20 protein-coding genes are annotated in these 18,308 nt (G+C 49.8%); 9 read left to right on the top strand and 11 right to left on the bottom strand.

The features are described 5' to 3' along the window. The first annotated feature begins 86 nt into the window (after positions 1 to 86). From topA to cmk, 3 genes are read left to right on the top strand one after another with little or no spacing between them, the layout of a single operon-like run. Entirely contained in the window at positions 87 to 2,411 is a 2,325-nt protein-coding gene (topA, locus tag ACFOET_RS07760) for a type I DNA topoisomerase (RefSeq protein ID WP_379021258.1), read from the top strand. Positions 2,412 to 2,457: 46 nt separating this feature from the next. Beyond that, a complete protein-coding gene (locus ACFOET_RS07755; protein ID WP_379021256.1) occupies positions 2,458 to 2,871 on the top strand; it encodes a hypothetical protein in 414 nt (137 codons plus the stop codon). A gap of 5 nt (positions 2,872 to 2,876) precedes the next feature. After that, on the top strand, positions 2,877 to 3,539 hold the full coding sequence (gene cmk / locus ACFOET_RS07750; protein WP_379021254.1) for a (d)CMP kinase: 663 nt from the start codon (positions 2,877 to 2,879) through the stop codon (positions 3,537 to 3,539). A gap of 17 nt (positions 3,540 to 3,556) precedes the next feature. On the opposite strand, the gene ACFOET_RS07745 is transcribed toward cmk, so the two are convergent. The 5 genes from ACFOET_RS07745 to ACFOET_RS07725 form a co-directional block, all read right to left on the bottom strand. Continuing rightward, positions 3,557 to 4,756, bottom strand: coding sequence for a pyridoxal phosphate-dependent aminotransferase (locus tag ACFOET_RS07745; protein WP_379021364.1), 1,200 nt, complete (start codon positions 4,754 to 4,756; stop codon positions 3,557 to 3,559). Positions 4,757 to 4,861: 105 nt separating this feature from the next. Then, complete coding sequence (locus ACFOET_RS07740) at positions 4,862 to 5,245, bottom strand: DUF1573 domain-containing protein (RefSeq protein ID WP_379021252.1); 384 nt, start codon at positions 5,243 to 5,245, stop codon at positions 4,862 to 4,864. A gap of 136 nt (positions 5,246 to 5,381) precedes the next feature. Continuing rightward, positions 5,382 to 6,518 (bottom strand): 4-hydroxyphenylpyruvate dioxygenase, encoded by a 1,137-nt coding sequence (hppD, locus tag ACFOET_RS07735; protein WP_379021250.1) that lies wholly within the window; start codon positions 6,516 to 6,518, stop codon positions 5,382 to 5,384. A 68-nt stretch (positions 6,519 to 6,586) separates the two neighbouring features. After that, positions 6,587 to 7,744, bottom strand: a complete 1,158-nt coding sequence (locus ACFOET_RS07730; RefSeq protein WP_379021248.1) for a homogentisate 1,2-dioxygenase — start codon at positions 7,742 to 7,744, stop codon at positions 6,587 to 6,589. 321 nt (positions 7,745 to 8,065) lie between these two features. Continuing rightward, a complete protein-coding gene (locus tag ACFOET_RS07725; RefSeq protein WP_379021246.1) occupies positions 8,066 to 8,689 on the bottom strand; it encodes a 7-carboxy-7-deazaguanine synthase QueE in 624 nt (207 codons plus the stop codon). Between the two features lie 153 nt (positions 8,690 to 8,842). On the opposite strand from ACFOET_RS07725, the gene thrS reads away from it, so the two are divergent. From thrS to rplT, 4 genes are all read left to right on the top strand, one after another. Continuing rightward, on the top strand, positions 8,843 to 10,768 hold the full coding sequence (thrS, locus tag ACFOET_RS07720) for a threonine--tRNA ligase (protein ID WP_379021244.1): 1,926 nt from the start codon (positions 8,843 to 8,845) through the stop codon (positions 10,766 to 10,768). 13 nt (positions 10,769 to 10,781) lie between these two features. Then, on the top strand, positions 10,782 to 11,351 hold the full coding sequence (infC, locus tag ACFOET_RS07715; protein WP_379021242.1) for a translation initiation factor IF-3: 570 nt from the start codon (positions 10,782 to 10,784) through the stop codon (positions 11,349 to 11,351). A 34-nt stretch (positions 11,352 to 11,385) separates the two neighbouring features. Beyond that, positions 11,386 to 11,586, top strand: coding sequence for a 50S ribosomal protein L35 (rpmI, locus tag ACFOET_RS07710; protein ID WP_379021240.1), 201 nt, complete (start codon positions 11,386 to 11,388; stop codon positions 11,584 to 11,586). A gap of 103 nt (positions 11,587 to 11,689) precedes the next feature. Next, positions 11,690 to 12,034: a 50S ribosomal protein L20 gene (gene rplT / locus ACFOET_RS07705; protein WP_379021238.1), complete on the top strand. Its 345-nt coding sequence runs from the start codon at positions 11,690 to 11,692 to the stop codon at positions 12,032 to 12,034. Between the two features lie 111 nt (positions 12,035 to 12,145). On the opposite strand, the gene gap is transcribed toward rplT, so the two are convergent. After that, positions 12,146 to 13,153 (bottom strand): type I glyceraldehyde-3-phosphate dehydrogenase, encoded by a 1,008-nt coding sequence (gene gap / locus ACFOET_RS07700; RefSeq protein ID WP_379021236.1) that lies wholly within the window; start codon positions 13,151 to 13,153, stop codon positions 12,146 to 12,148. A 93-nt stretch (positions 13,154 to 13,246) separates the two neighbouring features. Between gap and ACFOET_RS07695 the strand changes: the two genes are divergently transcribed. Beyond that, positions 13,247 to 13,426 carry a hypothetical protein gene (locus ACFOET_RS07695; protein ID WP_379021234.1) on the top strand — a complete coding sequence of 60 codons (180 nt, stop codon included), beginning with the start codon at positions 13,247 to 13,249 and terminating at the stop codon, positions 13,424 to 13,426. 57 nt (positions 13,427 to 13,483) lie between these two features. Here ACFOET_RS07695 and ACFOET_RS07690 read toward each other — a convergent pair whose 3' ends face one another. Genes ACFOET_RS07690 through ACFOET_RS07670 form a run of 5 tightly spaced genes read right to left on the bottom strand, consistent with a single transcriptional unit; the run spans position 13,484 to position 17,355 of the window. Continuing rightward, entirely contained in the window at positions 13,484 to 14,089 is a 606-nt protein-coding gene (locus tag ACFOET_RS07690; protein WP_379021232.1) for a peroxiredoxin family protein, read from the bottom strand. A 17-nt stretch (positions 14,090 to 14,106) separates the two neighbouring features. Beyond that, positions 14,107 to 15,375, bottom strand: coding sequence for an aspartate kinase (locus ACFOET_RS07685; RefSeq protein ID WP_379021230.1), 1,269 nt, complete (start codon positions 15,373 to 15,375; stop codon positions 14,107 to 14,109). Positions 15,376 to 15,388: 13 nt separating this feature from the next. Beyond that, entirely contained in the window at positions 15,389 to 16,195 is an 807-nt protein-coding gene (locus ACFOET_RS07680; RefSeq protein ID WP_379021228.1) for a DUF3298 and DUF4163 domain-containing protein, read from the bottom strand. 24 nt (positions 16,196 to 16,219) lie between these two features. After that, positions 16,220 to 16,675: a GNAT family N-acetyltransferase gene (locus tag ACFOET_RS07675; RefSeq protein ID WP_379021362.1), complete on the bottom strand. Its 456-nt coding sequence runs from the start codon at positions 16,673 to 16,675 to the stop codon at positions 16,220 to 16,222. Between the two features lie 14 nt (positions 16,676 to 16,689). Then, on the bottom strand, positions 16,690 to 17,355 hold the full coding sequence (locus ACFOET_RS07670) for a YggS family pyridoxal phosphate-dependent enzyme (protein WP_379021226.1): 666 nt from the start codon (positions 17,353 to 17,355) through the stop codon (positions 16,690 to 16,692). A gap of 263 nt (positions 17,356 to 17,618) precedes the next feature. On the opposite strand from ACFOET_RS07670, the gene ACFOET_RS07665 reads away from it, so the two are divergent. Next, complete coding sequence (locus ACFOET_RS07665) at positions 17,619 to 18,308, top strand: DUF4296 domain-containing protein (protein WP_379021224.1); 690 nt, start codon at positions 17,619 to 17,621, stop codon at positions 18,306 to 18,308.

The following is an 18,308-nucleotide window of genomic DNA, read 5'->3' as shown; positions in this document are numbered from 1 at the left end:
CGCAGCGACCTCTTTGGCACCACTGAGGACAAATAAGAACAAAAAATTGTGCAAGCTTCATTGCCATTAAGAAACTAGTTATTCGAATGAAAAATTTACTGATAGTAGAGTCACCGGCGAAAGCGAAGACCATAGAGGGGTACTTGGGAAAGGACTTTCTGGTCAAATCGAGCTACGGCCATATCCGTGACTTGGTGAAGACCGACGACGCGATCGATGTCAACGATAATTTTAAACAAAAATATGAGGTTCCTGCCGATAAAAAGGCGGTAGTCAGTGAATTAAAGAAATTAGCTAAAGAAGCGGAAACCGTATGGCTGGCGTCTGACGAGGACCGGGAGGGAGAAGCCATCTCATGGCACCTGTATGAAACCCTGGGACTACGTGATGATAAAACCAAACGGATTGTTTTCCATGAAATTACCAAGCCTGCCATTCTGAAAGCAATCGAATCGCCAAGGGGAATCGATTTCAACCTGGTGAATGCGCAACAGGCGCGACGGGTGCTCGATAGGTTGGTCGGGTTCGAGCTTTCCCCTGTACTGTGGAAGAAGGTCAAACCTTCACTTTCTGCCGGGCGTGTGCAGTCTGTCGCCGTGCGCCTGATTGTAGAGCGCGAACGGGAAATCAACCGGTTCAAACCTGAGGCGGCATTTAAGATTGTGGCTGTCTTCCATACGGGTAATTTAAAAGAGTCGTTCAAGGCGGAGCTGCCTCAGCGGTTTTCTGAAGTTGAGGAGGCGGAGCGTTTTTTGGCGGCATGTGCAGAGGCGACCTTTATGATCAACAGTTTGGAGACCAAGCCGTCGAAGCGCAATCCCGCAGCACCGTTTACAACCTCTACGCTGCAGCAGGAGGCAAGCCGTAAACTCGGCTTCTCTGTGGCCCGCACCATGTCGGTGGCACAACGCCTGTACGAAGCGGGACGCATCACGTATATGCGTACCGATTCTGTCAACCTGAGCGATACAGCCCTGCAGGGTGCCGAACAGGAAATTAAATCGGCTTATGGCGAGAAATATCATAAGCGCCGTCAGTACCGGACAAAATCGGCCGGTGCCCAGGAGGCACACGAAGCGATCAGACCCACGTACTTCGATAGGCATACAATCGATGGAGATAATGCGGAAAAGCGGTTATACGAGTTGATCTGGAAGCGGTCTATCGCCTCGCAGATGAGTGAGGCGGAGTTTGAAAAAACCACAGCCAAAATCGGCATATCTACGCGGAAAGAAGAGCTGGTCGCTAATGGCGAAATCATGCGGTTTGATGGGTTCCTTAAGGTTTATTTCGAGTCTACGGATGATGATCAGGAACCGAATATCGATGACAACGCGGACAATACGCTGTTGCCGCCGTTGCAACAGCACCAGCAGGTGGAACTCAGATCAATGACGGCCACCGAGCGTTTCTCCCGGCCTCCGGCCCGCTACACGGAGGCGAGCCTCGTTAAAAAGCTAGAGGAGCTGGGTATCGGTCGCCCGTCTACCTACGCGCCTACGATATCAACCATCCAAAACCGCGGCTATGCCGTGAAAGAGGACCGTGACGGAAAGCCGAGGGACTACCGTGTTCTTGAGCTGACGGATGGGCGGGTGTCGACTTCTGGCAAAACAGAAATCACCGGAGCAGAAAAATCAAAGTTATTTCCCACCGACATCGGTGTCGTGGTAAATGATTTTCTCGTTGAGCACTTTAAAGGCATTGTCGATTTCAACTTCACCGCTAAAGTCGAAAAGGAGTTTGATGAAATCGCACAGGGGATGAAAGAGTGGACGGATATGCTCCATAGCTTTTATGGTCCGTTTCATACTGAGGTGGAAAGCACCATCAAGCATGCCGACCGTGCAACAAACGAACGCGAACTGGGGATGGATCCGGAAACCGGCAAGCGGGTAAGCGTGCGTATTGGCCGGTTCGGCCCCATGGTGCAGATCGGATCGGCTGATGACGAGGAAAAACCGCGGTTTGCTAGTTTGCGGCCCGGACAAATGATCGAGACCATTACCTTCGAGGAAGCACTTGAGTTATTCAAGCTTCCTAAAAAGGTCGGTGAATTCGAGGACAAGGAGATGACCGTGGCCATTGGCCGCTTCGGACCTTATATCCGCCACGACAATTCGTTCTATTCATTGCCGAAAGGCGTTGATCCGCACGATGTGACAACGGACTCAGCTATTCAGATCATTAAAGACAAGCGGCAGCGGGACAGTGAGAAAATAATCAGAGTGTTCGAGGAAAACCCGGAAGCGCGCATTGAGAACGGACGGTGGGGGCCGTTCATCCGCTTCGGGAAACAGAATATAAAAATACCCAAGGGAGCTGACGTGGAAAACATCGCGTACGCAGATGTACTCAAGTGGGCGGAAGCTGATGACAAAAAGCCTAAGAAAAGGGGGAAGAAGGCATAGCGACCAGCACAACAACGAAGGAACCAAATGCTTAAGCCGGAAAAAAATGAAGAAGGATCTACCAGAAAATATTGTCCAGGATGTTTATATAGCGGTAGTGCTGGAAAGCGATTCACCGTCGGGAAAGGTGTGGAATGTTTACCTCATCAATGAGAAAGAAGAGCAGTTAAAAAATGTGATGGTCAGCTCAAAAGGCTATGGCATCAAGGACGAAAAGGAAGTGAAAACGTCGATCTTGCGGCATTTCATCGGGGATATTGATTCGCTTGATTATGCAAAAATTGAAGCAATTGACGAACAGGTGTTCGGGCTGACGAATGAATATTGGTTGAGTTATTATATCGACGGGACAATTTATGACAAAAAATATATTTTCCTTCCCGAAAGCATTGTTGACGAAAACCTGATCAAAATACCCGTGCTGAACAAGCCCGGTGTACTGATTGGGGGAAACCACTGACCTGCATGGCAAGAACGAATAAAATTATCGCCATTGACGGCTATTCATCATGCGGAAAAAGTACCCTTGCTAAAGCATTGGGCAAGCAACTCCGTTACCTATATGTAGACAGCGGTGCCATGTACCGCGCGGTTACGCTGTATTTTATCCGCAATGCGGTGCCCGTGGATGACGAAGCCAAGGTGACCGATGCGTTGAACCGAATTCACATAGACTTTCATATTGAACCAGATAAAACTAGCATCTACCTGAATGGCGAAGATATATCTGACGAAATCAGGCAGATGTATGTTTCGGATTTCGTCAGTGAGGTAAGCGCTGTCAAGGCCGTTCGCCTGGCCATGGTGGCCCAGCAGCAGCGGTTGGGCCGGGATAAAAATATTGTCATGGATGGCCGGGATATCGGCACAACGGTCTTTCCAGACGCCGACCTGAAAATTTTCATGACGGCAGATCCCAAGGTGCGCGCCGAGCGGCGGTATCTCGAACTGAAAAACAAAGGGGAAAAAATCACGTTGGAAGAAGTGTTCGAAAACCTGGCACACCGCGACTATATCGACACAACACGTGAGGAAAGCCCGTTGGTACGCGCTTCAGATGCGGTCATCCTTGACAATACCGATCTGAACGAGGAAGAACAGCTGCAGTTTGTGCTCGACCGCTTATAGAATCACCTTCACATCCACTACACACGCCTGCCGGGATACTCCGCCAACCCTTTTTCAAGACATACGAGCGCCTTTTTCAAGTCGGCGGTGTTCAGCACATAGGCGAGCCTCACTTCGTTTGTTCCAGCATCAGCGGTACTGTAAAACCCGGTCGCCGGGGCCATCATGACGGTCTGATTTTCATAAGCGAAATGCTCCAGCATCCACTGGCAGAACCGGTCGGCGTTGTCTATGGGAAAGCGGGCTACCACATAAAAGGCACCGCCTGGATTGGGGCAATAGACGCCCGAAATGCGGTTAAGACCCGCGACCAGGACGTCCCGTCTATCGGTGTATTCGGCTTTTACGGCATCAAAGTACTGCTGGGGCGTATCCACGGCTGCTTCGGCCGCAATCTGGGCCACCGCAGGTGGACTGAGCCTTGCTTGTGCAAATTTAAGTGCTGTATTCCAGAGCGCGCTATTTTTTGTGATCATGCATCCGAGACGGGCACCGCAGGCGCTGTACCGCTTCGATACGGTATCCAATACGACGACATGCTGTTCGAGTCCTTCGAGATGCATAGGGGACAGGAACTCGCGTCCGTCATAACAAAATTCGCGGTATGCCTCGTCAGCCAGCAGGAATAGGTCATGTTTGAGACAGAGTTCGCGCAATGCTTCCAATTCTTTTCTGGAATATAAATAACCCGTTGGGTTGTTTGGGTTACAGATAGCGATAGCCTTGGTTTTGTTCGTAATCAGCTCCTCGAAAGCAGCAATGGGTGGCAGCGCAAAACCGTCATCGATATAGGATAGGATTGGCTTGATAATAATACCGGCGGATCGAGCAAAGCCATTGTAATTGGCATAAAACGGTTCCGGGATGATGATTTCCTCTCCGGGGTTGATGCAGGCCTGCATGGCGATGGTAATGGCTTCCGAACCGCCGTTGGTCACCAGGATGTCTTGTGCGGTAATGCCGTATCCCAGTTCGTTGTAGTAGGTGCTTAATTTGTTCCGGTAACTTGCAGTACCTTCCGAGGGCGTATATGCCCACACCTTGAAACTGATGCTTTTAATGGCATCCAGCATCACCTGTGGTGTCTCGATATCGGGCTGGCCGATATTAAGATGATAGATATGCTTGCCTTCTTGTTTAGCCTTATCGGCATATGGGGTGAGTTTTCGGATAGGGGATGCGGGCATCTCGAGCCCCTTTGAAGATATCGACGGCATATTACTGTATGAATTTTGCTGCAATATTACGGATAGCGTTTGAATTAACGGCATAAAAAAACCGCTATCCATAGCGGTTTTAATATGTCTGGGGTATTCTCAAGACTAACCCGTTACTTCACCTTTGATATATAGGGTTTTCACGGGTGTCTTCGTATTGGAACGTACGGTGAAATTCTTGGTAAAGGGTTGCTTGGCAGCCGCGTTGAACGTTACGGAGATGGTGCCCTTTTCGCCTGGCTTTACCGGTGTTTTTGTGTATTCAGCCACCGAACATCCGCAGGAGGGTTTCACTTCGCTGATGATGATGGGTTCGGTGCCTGTGTTTTCAAATGTAAACACATGCGTAACCGGTTTTCCTTGAGGGATTTTACCGAAATCGTGCGTTTCCTTATCGAACTTGAACTCCGCTTTGCTGTTCTGCTGAGCAAGGGTGGTGGAGCAAACAAAGGCAACGAGCATGGTACATATTGTGACAATCTTTTTCATCTTTCTCCTTTTCTTTAGTTTTCTTTTAGTTTTAGTAAATGACCGAACATAAATAGATGGCCAAATTTACTAGATTCCATTGATAAGGTCAAAAAATGTTCCAAAAAGTACCCCGTTTGCAACAGCTTTGCTACAGTTACAGATTTCCTCGCCTGGCTTGCTCGCGTTCGATCGCCTCAAACAACGCCTTGAAATTTCCTGCCCCGAAACTCTGCGCGCCCTTGCGCTGGATGATCTCGAAGAACAGTGTAGGGCGGTCCTGTATGGGTTTGGTAAAGATCTGAAGGAGATAGCCTTCCTCATCTCGGTCAACAAGGATACCCAGTTCGCGGATCGCATTTACTTCCTCATCGATTTCTCCCACACGTGCCGGCAGCATTTCGTAATAGGCATCGGGCGGCGTACCAAGAAATTTAACCCCTCGCTCCCTTAGCAGTTTTACCGTGCGCACGATATCGTTGGTAGCTAGCGCTGCATGTTGCACGCCCTCACCTTCGTAATATTCGAGGTATTCTTCGATCTGGGATTTTTTCTTTCCGTCTGCAGGTTCATTGATAGGGAACTTTACATAGCCGTTGCCGTTGCTCATCACTTTGCTCATCAGTGCGGAATATTCGGTATTAATCTGCTTATCGTCGAAGGAAAGGATGTTGACAAAGCCCATGACGTCCTGATACCATTTTACCGTGTCGTTCATGCGGTTCCACCCGACATTGCCCACGCAATGATCTACGTAGAGCAGTCCGGTTTCGGCAGGGCGGTATTCGGGATCCCACTTCTCATAGCCGGGCATAAAAATTCCGCGGTAGTTTTTGCGTTCAACAAACAGGTGTACGGTCTCTCCATAAGTATAAATACCAGCGGTACGCACTTCGCCGGCGCCGTCGGTCTGCGTTTGCGGTTCTTGATAAGGCTTCGCACCGCGCTTAACGGTTTCTTCAAACGATCGGTAGGCATCGTCCACCCACAGCGCCAGCATTTTTACGCCATCGCCATGTTTTTTGACATGCTCGCTGATGGGATGGTCCGACCGTAAGGCCGATGTCAGCACGATTCTTATTTTTTGCTGCCTGAGTACATAGGAGGCGCGGTCGCGTACGCCGGTTTCGGGTCCGGCATAGGCTTCCGGCTGGAAGCCGAATGCGGTTTGGTAATAATGTGCGGCCTGCTTTGCGTTGCCTACGTACAGTTCGATGAAGTCCGTGCCATTGATGGGCAGGAAATCCCCTGCCTTTGCTATTTTTTCTGCAAATGTTAATGTTTCGTTGGTCATTGTTATTCTTGTTTAAGAAACAGCATACGCATCTCTGCCAACCGGTTGGGGGTGGCGGGGAAGTACGGTTATGCCTGCCATGATTTGTAATAGCCCTTGTCCTCGATTTCCAGTGCCTCTTCGGTGAGCATCAGCGGCCGGAAGGGATCAATCATCACGGCCAATTCATCCGTTTTCGTCTGCCCGATGCTTTTCTCCACGGTGCCGGGGTGCGGACCATGTGGAATGCCGCCGGGGTGGAGCGTGATCTGTCCGCGCTCGACGTTTTTACGGCTCATAAAATCGCCATCTACATAGTAAAGCACCTCGTCCGAATCGACGTTGCTGTGGTTGTAGGGTGCAGGTACGGCCTGAGGATGGTAGTCGTACAGCCGCGGGCAGAAGCTGCAAAGGACGAAATGATCTGTTTCGAATGTTTGATGCACCGGCGGCGGCTGGTGCAGGCGGCCGGTGATGGGTTCGAAGTCGTGTATGGACAGTCCCCACGGAAAGTGATAGCCGTCCCATCCAACGAAATCGAAAGGGTGCGTGCTGTACGTATATGGATACAGCAGCCCTTGTTTTTTTATCAGAATTTTGAACTCGCCTTTTTCATCGTGGGTTTCGAGGCTGCTGGGCAGTTTTATATCGCGCTCGCAGAAAGGCGCGTGTTCCATCAGTTGGCCATGTTCGTTGCGATACCGTTTCGGTGTGCGAACCGGACTGAAGGATTCCACGATCAAGAGGCGGTTTTGCTCGGTGTTGAAGTGGAGCTGGTAAATGACGCCGCGTGGCACAAGCAGGTAATCGCCATATTCAAAAGGTATTTGCCCATATCCGGTTTTGAGCACTCCGCCTCCTTCATGTATAAACAGGATTTCATCGGCCTGGCTGTTCTTGTAGAAGTAATCCGTCATCGAGTGCCTTGGCGCTGCCAGTGATAGGTGGAGGTCATTGTTGACGAGCACGGGCTTACGGCTGTCCAAGAAATCATCGGCGGGAGCAATGTCGAACCCTTTGAGGCTGGTGTGCTTCAGGTGCTTCTCGCGCGCGATTTTAGGTTCCACGGAAAAAGGTTCACTGATTTGTTTGACCAGCGTCGGCGGGTGGCAGTGGTATATCAGCGAATAGGTGCTGGAAAACCCATGCGTCGAGACCAGTTCTTCCGCATATAAGCCGCCGTCGGGCTTCCGGAACACGGTATGGCGTTTATCGGGAATTTTTCCCTGTGTATGATAGATAGGCATAATATTTATATGAGATTAATAAAAATACCGGTTACTAAACGTAACTGCTGGATAGTACATATCGCATAAAGCGATGCTTAATACTGGGCGAAGACAAGCTTGGCTAGGAGTGCCTGTGTAAGTAGCGGCATGCCGATAACCAAGGAGCTGCAGCTGTATGTCACATGTCTTGGTATCATTGTTCAACAATTGGTTTTATGATACGAAGGTACGGATATTTTCCGGACTTCCATCGATAACGGATACATTTTCGGTAGCTGGTACGGTGCGCTGGCTTGCAGTTATGGAACCAGCCGGTGCGGTTGCGGGTTTGGCCGGATACTAAGGTATGTTGAGGTATTTGTGTGTCTGCAAGGAAATTTCCCACTTAGGGTTTTGCTTTACATAATCGACGATAAGCGGTGTCATTTCCTGTGTTTTAGACCATTCCGGTTGCAGGTATAAACGGCAGGAGGGCGGCACGAGTGCTGCATGTTTTTCTGCCCAGGCAAAGTCGCTCTTGTTGAATACAATAACTTTTAACTCGCCTGCCGCCGCGATCACATCGGGTAGCGGCGCCTTGAATTTTTTAGGCGAAAGGCAGACCCAGTCCCAGTGCCCACTTAAAGGATAGGCACCGGAGGTTTCGATAAATGTTTTGATGCCAGCCAGCTGTAGCCCGCGGGTAAGGTAATCAAGGTTGTACAGCAAGGGCTCACCTCCCGTCACCACGACGGCCTTTGAGGGATGCCGCTTTGCCTGTTCAATGATGTCATCAGCGGCGGTGAGTGGATGGAGCTCAGCGTCCCAGCTTTCCTTCACATCACACCAGTGACACCCAACATCACAACCGCCTAAGCGGATAAAATAAGCGGCTTTGCCCGTATGATAGCCTTCACCTTGGATGGTGTAAAATTCTTCCATCAGGGGGAGTTTCGTGCCGTCTTCCGGTACCAGGTGCGCCATGTGTCTTTTTTTGAGGTTGCAAAGGTACGGAATTTAATTGACCGCTAAAGGCTTTGGTGGTCACAATCCGTTTGCTTACTTTTGCCCGAATGGCAAATCGCGCTTGTATCGTGATTTAAGAATATTTCAAATAACACAAAATCATAGTTGTAGATGATTACCATTACCCTACCAGACGGTTCCAGGCGGCAGTATGCACAGGGAACCACAGCAATGCAAATTGCACAATCCATATCAGACGGTTTGGCCCGCAACGTGCTGGCGGCAGAAGTAAACGGCGAAATCTGGGACGCGTCGCGCCCGATCGAACACGATGCTACCGTGCGCCTACTCACTTGGCGCGATAACGAGGGAAAGTCCACCTTTTGGCATTCCTCGGCACACCTTATGGCGGAGGCATTGGAGGCATTGTATCCCGGCATTAAGTTCGGAATAGGGCCGGCTATTGAAACCGGATTCTACTACGACGTGGATTTCGGCGACAGGGAGTTTTCGTCGGATGATTTCAAGCAGATCGAGGATAAAATGATTGAACTGGCGCGTACGAAATCGGAATACGTTCGTAAACCGGTGACTAAGGCCGAGGCGGAGTCCTATTTTGCGACGAAGGGCGACGAATATAAACTTGACCTGATCAAGGATTTGCCGGATGGGAGCATTACGGTCTACACCCAGGGCAACTTCACCGACCTTTGCCGCGGTCCGCATATCCCGAATACGGCCTTTATCAAAGCCGTGAAGCTGACCAATGTAGCCGGAGCGTACTGGCGTGGTGATGAAAGCCGCAAGCAGCTTACCCGTATTTACGGCGTTACGTTTCCCAAGGCCAGCGAACTGGCCGACTACCTCCATATGATCGAAGAGGCCAAGAAGCGCGACCACCGCAAGCTGGGCAGGGAGCTCGAACTGTTTACCTTCTCGGAAAAGGTTGGGCTCGGGTTGCCACTGTGGTTGCCCAAGGGTGCCCGCCTGCGGCAGAAGTTGATCGATTTCCTCCAGCGTGCACAGGTCAAGGCGGGATACGAGCCGGTGGTGACGCCGCACATCGGACACAAGAACCTTTATGTCACATCAGGGCATTACGAAAAGTACGGCGCAGATTCTTTTCAGCCCATCCATACACCGCAGGAGGGCGAGGAGTTCCTGTTAAAACCGATGAACTGCCCGCATCACTGCGAAATTTATAAGACCAAGCCCCGTTCCTACAAGGATTTGCCCATCCGCTATGCCGAATTCGGCACAGTTTACCGCTATGAACAGAGCGGTGAGCTGCACGGACTTACACGCGTACGTGGGTTTACCCAGGACGACGCCCACCTGTTCTGTCGGCCGGACCAAGTGAAGGATGAGTTCAAAAAGGTGATTGACCTTGTGCTCTACGTGTTCGGTGCGCTGGGCTTTGAAGATTATACCGCACAGATCTCCCTTCGCGACCCGGAAAACAAGGGTAAGTATATCGGCACTGAGGAGAACTGGAACCGTGCCGAGCAGGACATCATCGAAGCGGCACATGAAAAGGAACTGAATACGGTCATCGAACTGGGTGAAGCGGCTTTCTACGGACCGAAGCTGGATTTCATGGTGAAGGACGCTTTGGGCCGCAAGTGGCAATTGGGTACGATCCAGGTAGATTATAATCTGCCGGAGCGGTTTGAGCTGGAGTACACAGGCAGCGACAATGCAAAACATAGGCCGGTAATGATTCACCGGGCACCGTTCGGCTCGCTGGAGCGCTTTGTGGCAGTGTTGATTGAGCATTGTGCGGGGCAGTTTCCACTGTGGCTTGCTCCCGAGCAGTTTATCGTGCTTCCGGTCTCCGAAAAATACGAGGAATATGCAAAAAAACTTTTAGAATCGCTTAATAATTCCGATATTCGCGGCCTAATAGATTTGCGCGACGAGAAGGTGGGACGGAAGATCCGTGACGCGGAAATCAAAAAGATACCGTACATGTTGATTGTTGGGGAAAAGGAAGAGGAAAGTGGCATGGTTTCTGTGCGGAAACACGGTCAAGGAGACATGGGATCGGTGACGATAAACGAATTTAGCGCACAATTAATAAAAGAGATAACCGTTTAATTATTTTAGACATTTGGCATTAAACAGACCAGGATTCAGAGGCCCGCGGCCTCCGTTCAGAAAGAAGGAGCCGGAACACCGTATCAACGAACATATTAGGGTACCCGAGGTACGATTAGTAGGTGACAATGTGGAGCAGGGGGTATACCCCACGCGTAAAGCATTGGAGTTTGCTGACGAATTGGAACTGGATTTAGTGGAGATCTCGCCAAATGCCAGCCCTCCGGTTTGCAGAATTATTGATTACAGTAAATTCATTTACGAGCAGAAGAAGAAGCAAAAGGAGATCAAGGCAAACGCCAAGCAAACGGTCATCAAGGAAATCCGCTTCGGACCGAATACCAGCGACCATGACTTTGAATTCAAACTGAAGCACGCGATTAAATTCCTGGAAGCAGGGGAAAAGGTGCGTGCTTACGTCCACTTCAAAGGACGGGCTATTGTGTACAAAGAGCAGGGTGAAATTCTGCTGTTGCGCTTTGCACAGGCGCTGGAGGAATACGGCAAGGTTGAGCTGCTACCGAAGTTGGAGGGTAAGCGCATGTTCCTCACCGTAGCACCGAAAACGGCAGCTAAAAAATAATAGAATCTGACAAATTGATATAAAATTAGTAATCATGCCAAAAGTAAAAACCAATTCCAGTGCTAAAAAGCGCTTTAAGCTTACTGGAACAGGTAAGGTTGCCCGCAAACATGCGTTCAAGAGTCACATCCTGACCAAGAAAAGCACCAAGCGCAAACGCAATCTGACCCAGACCGGTTTAGTGTCTGAAGCTGATATGGGCAACGTAAGTCGTATGCTTGCCATCGGCAAATAACTTGAGAAAGTTATAGCAAAGTAGAAAGTAAAAAATCATTAACCAGGTATTGGGTTGTAAGACCGTTGCGAAACACGGCGCCTGCTACCAAAATTAGAAAATTATGCCACGTTCGGTTAACGCAGTAGCGTCGAGAAGAAGACGCAAGAAAATCCTCAAAATGGCCAAGGGCTATTATGGGGCACGCAGCAAGGTTTATACCGTTGCGAAAAACACAGTAGAAAAGGGCTTGCAGTACGCCTATCGCGACCGCAAAACCAAAAAAAGGGAATTTAGGGCACTATGGATACAGCGTATCAATGCCGGCGCCCGCGAACACGGGATTTCATACTCTCAATTGATGGGTAAGTTGAATGCCAAGAATATCGGATTGAACCGTAAGGTGCTGGCCGATCTGGCCATGAACCATCCTGAGGCATTCAAAGCCGTAGTTGACGCAGCGAAATAGAGTTTAAACCCGAATATCGATTTTGTCAGGAAAAAGGAGGCTCAATGGCCTCTTTTTTTATGCACCGATCACTGATATCCAGCAGATGAAACATCAAACGGTGCGCTGTATCTAATTGGCCGCTGCCGCTATTTTCAACAGCAGATCGACCAGCCGGTTGGAATAGCCATATTCATTGTCGTACCAACCCACCACCTTGGTCAATCCACCCACTACAGAGGTTAGCAGTGCATCAAAGACACAGGAATATGGACTGTTGATAATATCTACGGAAACAATCGGATCTTCCGTATACAGGAGAACGTCTTTCAATGTTCCCGCAGCAGCTTTTTTAAACGCTGTATTGATCTCTTCGACGGTCGGTTGGGTCTGCAACGTGCAAGTGAAATCCGTTAGTGAACCATTTAGAACCGGTACGCGGATACCCGCCCCACCCAGCCTGCCATCCAGGTGAGGGAATACCGAGGTAACGGCTTTGGCAGCTCCAGTAGTGGTTGGAATGATGGAGGAAGACGCAGCGCGCGCCCTGCGCAGGTCGCGGTGCGGAGCGTCGTGAAGGTTTTGGTCTCCGGTCATGCTGTGTATGGTGGTGATGTAACCGTCTTTAATGCCCCAATGTTCGTCCAATACCTTGACCAGCGGCGCCACATTGTTGGTGGTACATGAAGCATTTGATAATAAGGGCGCACGCAGGTTGATCGTTTCGTCATTGACGCCCAAAACCACGGTTGGGATATCGCGGTCAGGCGACGGCGCTGATATAATCACTTGCTTTGCACCGGCTTCGAGGTGCGCCGTAGCGGCGAGTTGAGTGGTGAATCTGCCCGTAGATTCGATGACGATGTCAATGCCAAGCCTTTTCCATGGAAGGTCCCCGGGGCTCTGTTCTGCAAACACGGTGATCCTGTCGCCGTCGATGACCAGCTCACGATCCCCGGTTGCCACAGTGCCGGGATAAGTGCCATGGACAGAGTCGTACTTGAAAAGATGGGCCAGCGTAGGGGTATCCGCAAGGTCATTAACCGCCACTACGCGGATATCGCCCGATTGGCGCAATAGGATGTTGCGGAGTGTGTTCCGGCCAATGCGGCCGAATCCATTGATTGCAATGTTCAGCATGTTTCGGATTTCAACGGTTTTGCATGTATGCAAAGTTACAGTTTTAGCTGATAAGCGATAAAAACAATTTGTGCCGGTGTGGGTTGTTAAAGCATGAAGGAAAAAGAAAGTTTAGAACCCCGCGACTCCACGCAGGTTCGTAAAAAAGGCAAGCAAGTCGTGAAGCGGGCGGAAGACAAAGACTACGAACGAAAAGACGCAGATATGGGCAGCCCTGCACTGAAACGGAAGTTCAGTGAACAACCACCGACCAAGCGTAATTCGAGAACCTGATCTTGTCCAGTCCGTCGACCACGGTCAAACGCGGTGTACGATGGGCGGTGCGGAGACCTAGTTCTTCAGCGCATCAATTACCGCTCTCGCGGGTCGCTCGCCATTCCAAGAGGTTTTAAGCCGTCCGTCCGGACCATACACGTATGTGGCGGGATACTGTGACGGAATGTGAAATCTGTTGATGAAGTCCGCGTTCCGGTCGTATAACATTTCGACGTTCGGTTTATCCACAAGCGGCTTTGCCCACGTTTCGAGGAAGGTGCTCATCAATCCCGGATCGTTCATCGACACGAAATAAATGTTAACATCTTTAAGTTCGCCATAATGCTTTCCGATGTCATGCGCTTCGTGCTGGCAGTGGCCGCAAGTAGGGTCAAAGAGGATAAAGGCTTTATTGCCATTTTTGGGAAGATCCTGTTTGGTAAAGCGAATGCCGCTCCGCAGGATGTAAAACGTAAATTCCGGGATCACCTGTGCCGGCTGGGCGGTGGTAGGCTGATGCGGTACCGGATCGTGGAACTGCGTTGTCTCCTGGCGCTCCGCGGTTGATGCTGACGGCTGCTTATCGGCACCGGCGGGTCTCCCGCTGTTTCCGCAGGCAAACGCCGATAACATAAGGGCAACGGCAACAAGCCTGCAGTGAAAGTTCATTTTCGTCATCATGGTTGCAAAGATAATGATTATCCCTGCAGTTTCCTCACCAAAAGCTGGCAGGTACAGCTGTCTTTGAGCTCCATTATGATCTCCTTATCGACCAGTACCCGGTCTATGGTCTGCTGGTTGTAGTAACGGATCGTGATGAGTTCCAATCCGCGTTGGTGGGCCACGTCATACCGTGCTCTTAGATCATCCAGCAACGCTAGTACATTGTCTCCGGTATCATCGATACTGACGGAAAAGCTTACGGCGCTATTGTGCATCATATTCACCTTAATTTTATGCAGGTGAAAGCGGCTGAAAATATCGCTCAGGTTGTCTTCTACGATGAAGGAAAAGTCTTTGGGTAGAATGGAAACCAATACCTGGTTGACCTTAAAAATAAATGACGGCACGGGGAGCGACCCGTTGGTCCCGCGTATTTGCGTTCCGCCGTTTTCAATGTCAACAAATGATTTGACATACAGTGTGATGTCTTTGTTTTGCAGAGGTTTGATGGTTTTGGGATGAATGACCGTGGCGCCGTAGTAGGTAAGTTCAATGGCATCGAGGTACGATAGTTCGGGTATCAGCAGGGTTTCGTCAAACCATTTAGGGTCCGCATTCAGCACGCCGGGCACATCCTTCCATATGGTTACACTCTCGGCTCCGAGACAGGCTGCAAAAATGGCTGCGGAATAGTCAGAGCCTTCACGGCCCAGGGTTGTCGTGAAGTTTTCTGTCGTGGAGCCGATGAAGCCCTGTGTGACAACCAGCTGTTTTTCCAGTATATCGGGAATCGCGCTCCGAATGCGGATCTCCGTAGCCGCCCAATCCACATGGGCTTCGCGATGTGTATTGTCTGTGACGATATATTCCCTCGCATCGAGCCATTTGCTTTTGACGCCGATCTCATTTAGGTAATGGGATACTATTGTTGTTGAAACGAGCTCGCCTATGGAGACAATCTGGTCGTACAGGTAATCAAACGGGTCTGCCGGATATTCCTCCAGTATCCATTCGATTTCTACGAAGCGGTTGGCCACTTCATTGAAAACGGGATGATTGTCATCCGCAAATAGCGCATGCATAATATCGTCATGATACTGTTTCGTTTGCTGCAACAAAGCAAATGGATCGTCCTGCTGTTTCGTATAGGCGATGGTCAGTTCTTCGAGCAGATTTGTGGTCTTCCCCATGGCTGAAACCACGATCAGTAACGTGTTGTTCCGATGTGAGGAAATGATACGGCCGAGGTTTACCACACCTTCGGCATCCTTTACGGATGCTCCTCCGAATTTGAATACTTGCATGTAAGGTTAACGATTACTTGTTTAATTCCGAGACAATATGCGTTGCCCGATCAGTTAGTAGCCTTTCGATATCGGAATAAGGCACGCGGAGCTCCGTCTGCCCGTCTACATACGGTTTGATTTCGTAGATGTTGTAAAGGAAAAGTATGCTGTCTTGCTCCAGTGCGAAATTGTCCGGAAGGCTAAAACGCCCTTGGTCAAAAAAATAACGGTCTTCGAGCGCTTCGTTTACTCTGAGGTTTTCCTGCTTCCTGAAATAACGCTCGGCTACGGCATTTAACTCGTTTTGGTATTGTTTCGTTACGACATCATCCAGCGTGAACGTTCTGCGATTGGCGATATCGTAATGCCTGAACACCGTTGCATAGTTGCCGTGGGCACCGCCGGTGTAGGTTGATACGTTTATAGCCAGCCCTAGATAAGACGGGGTAAGCTGATATACCTTTGCGTGTGACTCCGACGTCCATATGCGCGGAAACGGATCAGACTTATGGAAGTTGTCGAACTCGCCGATAAAGACCTGAGCGGTATGCGCTACGGTAGCCGTGTCGTCACCGAGTAATGAAGTCAGGATAAACCGGTTTACAGCGGAATCGGCAAATTCGGGGTAGGAAACGGTAAAAAACGCGGTATCCGTTGTTTCAGCGGTTTTAATGAGGTTTTTACTGTATTTTGTATACGTCCTATACTCATATGCCATGGTGTCGGCTGTCGCCGTTTGGTAGCTCGTGTCCTTGGTGTCTGAACGTTGGTTGCACGCGGTGAAAGCCGCCAATCCTGCCAATACGGCTATGCCATAATTTATTGCCTTGATCCTCATATTGCTAAATTTACAATCCGAATTTTATGATTTGCACTCCAGCGAAACATTCACCCACCCTTCGCCAAACGTTGCGCCGTACTTTTTATAAAACCTGATGGCGGGCTCGTTCCAATCTAATACCTGCCAGACCATACCGCTGTAATTTCTCTTCTTACAAAGATCGAGCGTCTCATCGAACAGCAGTTTGCCGATGCCTTTCCCACGCATGCTTTCGGTAACGATGATGTCTTCCAGGTAGAGCCTTCGCCCTTTCCATGTGGAATATCGAATGTAAAAGAGAGACATCCCTACGATAGTGCCTGCCACTTCAGCAACGAAGGCTTCCCAGACAGGGGCTTCTCCAAACCCGGCCTCAAGAAATTCTTCCAGGCTTACCGTAACGGCATCTGGTTCTCTTTCGTACACCGCCAATTCGTTGATTAACTCCAGCATCCGCGGGCAATCAGCGGGTTCGGCTTTGCGGATAATCCGATTCATCAGCGAATTACCATTCATCGGTTGCCAAATATGGTGCTTCCCAGGCGCACCATGGTGCTTCCCTGTTCGATGGCTATTTTGTAATCAGCCGACATTCCCATGGAAAGCGTGTCGAAATAAGGCGTATCCTTGAAAAAACTCGCCTTTATGCCATCGAATAATGACTTTAGTTCGCAAAACTCTTCTTTGACCACCCGCTGGTTATCCGTATTGGTTGCGATGCCCATCAACCCGCGGATCCGTACGTGCTGCAACCGGGGGAATTCTTCCGAACGGAGCAGCTCGATCAATTCAATGTGATCGAGTCCGAATTTGGTGTCCTCTGAAGCGATATGGATTTGTAGGAGGCAGTCGATAATCCGTTCGTGTTTTTTTCCGTGCTTGTCGATTTCTTTCAGCAATTTCAAACTGTCCACTGAATGGATCATGTTGATGAAAGAGGCAATGTATTTTACCTTATTGCTTTGCAGGTGGCCGATAAGGTGCCATTCGATGTCTTTCGGAAGTTCGTCGTGCTTTGCCACCAGCTCCTGCACAATGTTTTCGCCGAAAACGCGTTGGCCAGCATGGTAGGCTTCCAGTATTTCTTCAACTGACCTGGTCTTCGAGACGGCAATAAGTTTCACGCCTAAACGGCTTAACTCTTCTTGGATGGCGTTTATCTGATCGGCAATTCCCATAAATGCGGTGTTGTTTTATAAGTTTCATCTGTTCACAACTTATGCTCTCAGCGGCAGATGAGAGACCGACAACCTGCGAAGCGCTTGTGAACGCCGCTTTATACTGACGCGACCGGGCACAATTGCTTTTCATGTGCAATTTGTCTAAGTTTGCACAAAACTACGAAACCCCCGGGGAATAGCCAATAGGGTGGGGAGTTTAAGTAAATGAGTTGAGTGGTCGATTGTTTAGGGTGGAAAATGCGATAAAAGGCGTTAAGCCTATGCCAGAAAGTTTAGATCTGAACAGCATGCAACGGTTGCTGACCATTGTGTTGGTCGTATTTTTCTGTGTTTCCTGTGGCGAGAAAATACCTGAGGACGTAATTCCGAAGAAGCAAATGCCCGGGGTATTGGTTGACGTGCACTTGGCTGACGGACAGCTTGCGTCAATTCCGATCGATTCGGCGCGGGCTTACCGCGACGCTTACTATCAACTTATTTTCGACCGGCATCAGATTGATTCGGCGATGTTTGGGAGAAGCGTCCGATTCTATGCAACACGTCCTCACATCATGAATGAACTATATGCCGAGGTTGAAAAACAGTTAAACGCGTTTAACCTGGCTGAACAGAAGGCTGTTGAGCAAAAATATCTGCTGCAGCAACGGGCGGATTCCATCAGGAATGCGAGGCAGCGGGATAGCTTGCACAGGATAGCACGCGATTCATTGGACTTCAAACGTAAGCGGTACCTGCTTTTCCTGAATGCCCCGGATAGCGTTTATGGTAAGCCGGATTCGCTGACCTTCGAGAAGTTGCAGCACCGGATGCTGGAGACAATTGGCTTGCCGAAGGAGCCGGTGGCCAGCCAGCTTCCGACGCCCCCCGGCAACGTTCCACCCACGCTGCCGAAGCAATCTCCCAAATCGGAGGAGCGACCGGTGCTGCGGCCGCCGGAAATGATTAGATAA

This window comes from Parapedobacter deserti, assembly GCF_042646065.1.
In the GTDB taxonomy this organism is placed as follows: domain Bacteria; phylum Bacteroidota; class Bacteroidia; order Sphingobacteriales; family Sphingobacteriaceae; genus Parapedobacter; species Parapedobacter deserti.
The sequence above is the reverse complement of the archived record's forward strand: the minus strand, read 5'-3'. Positions and strand labels throughout refer to the sequence as shown.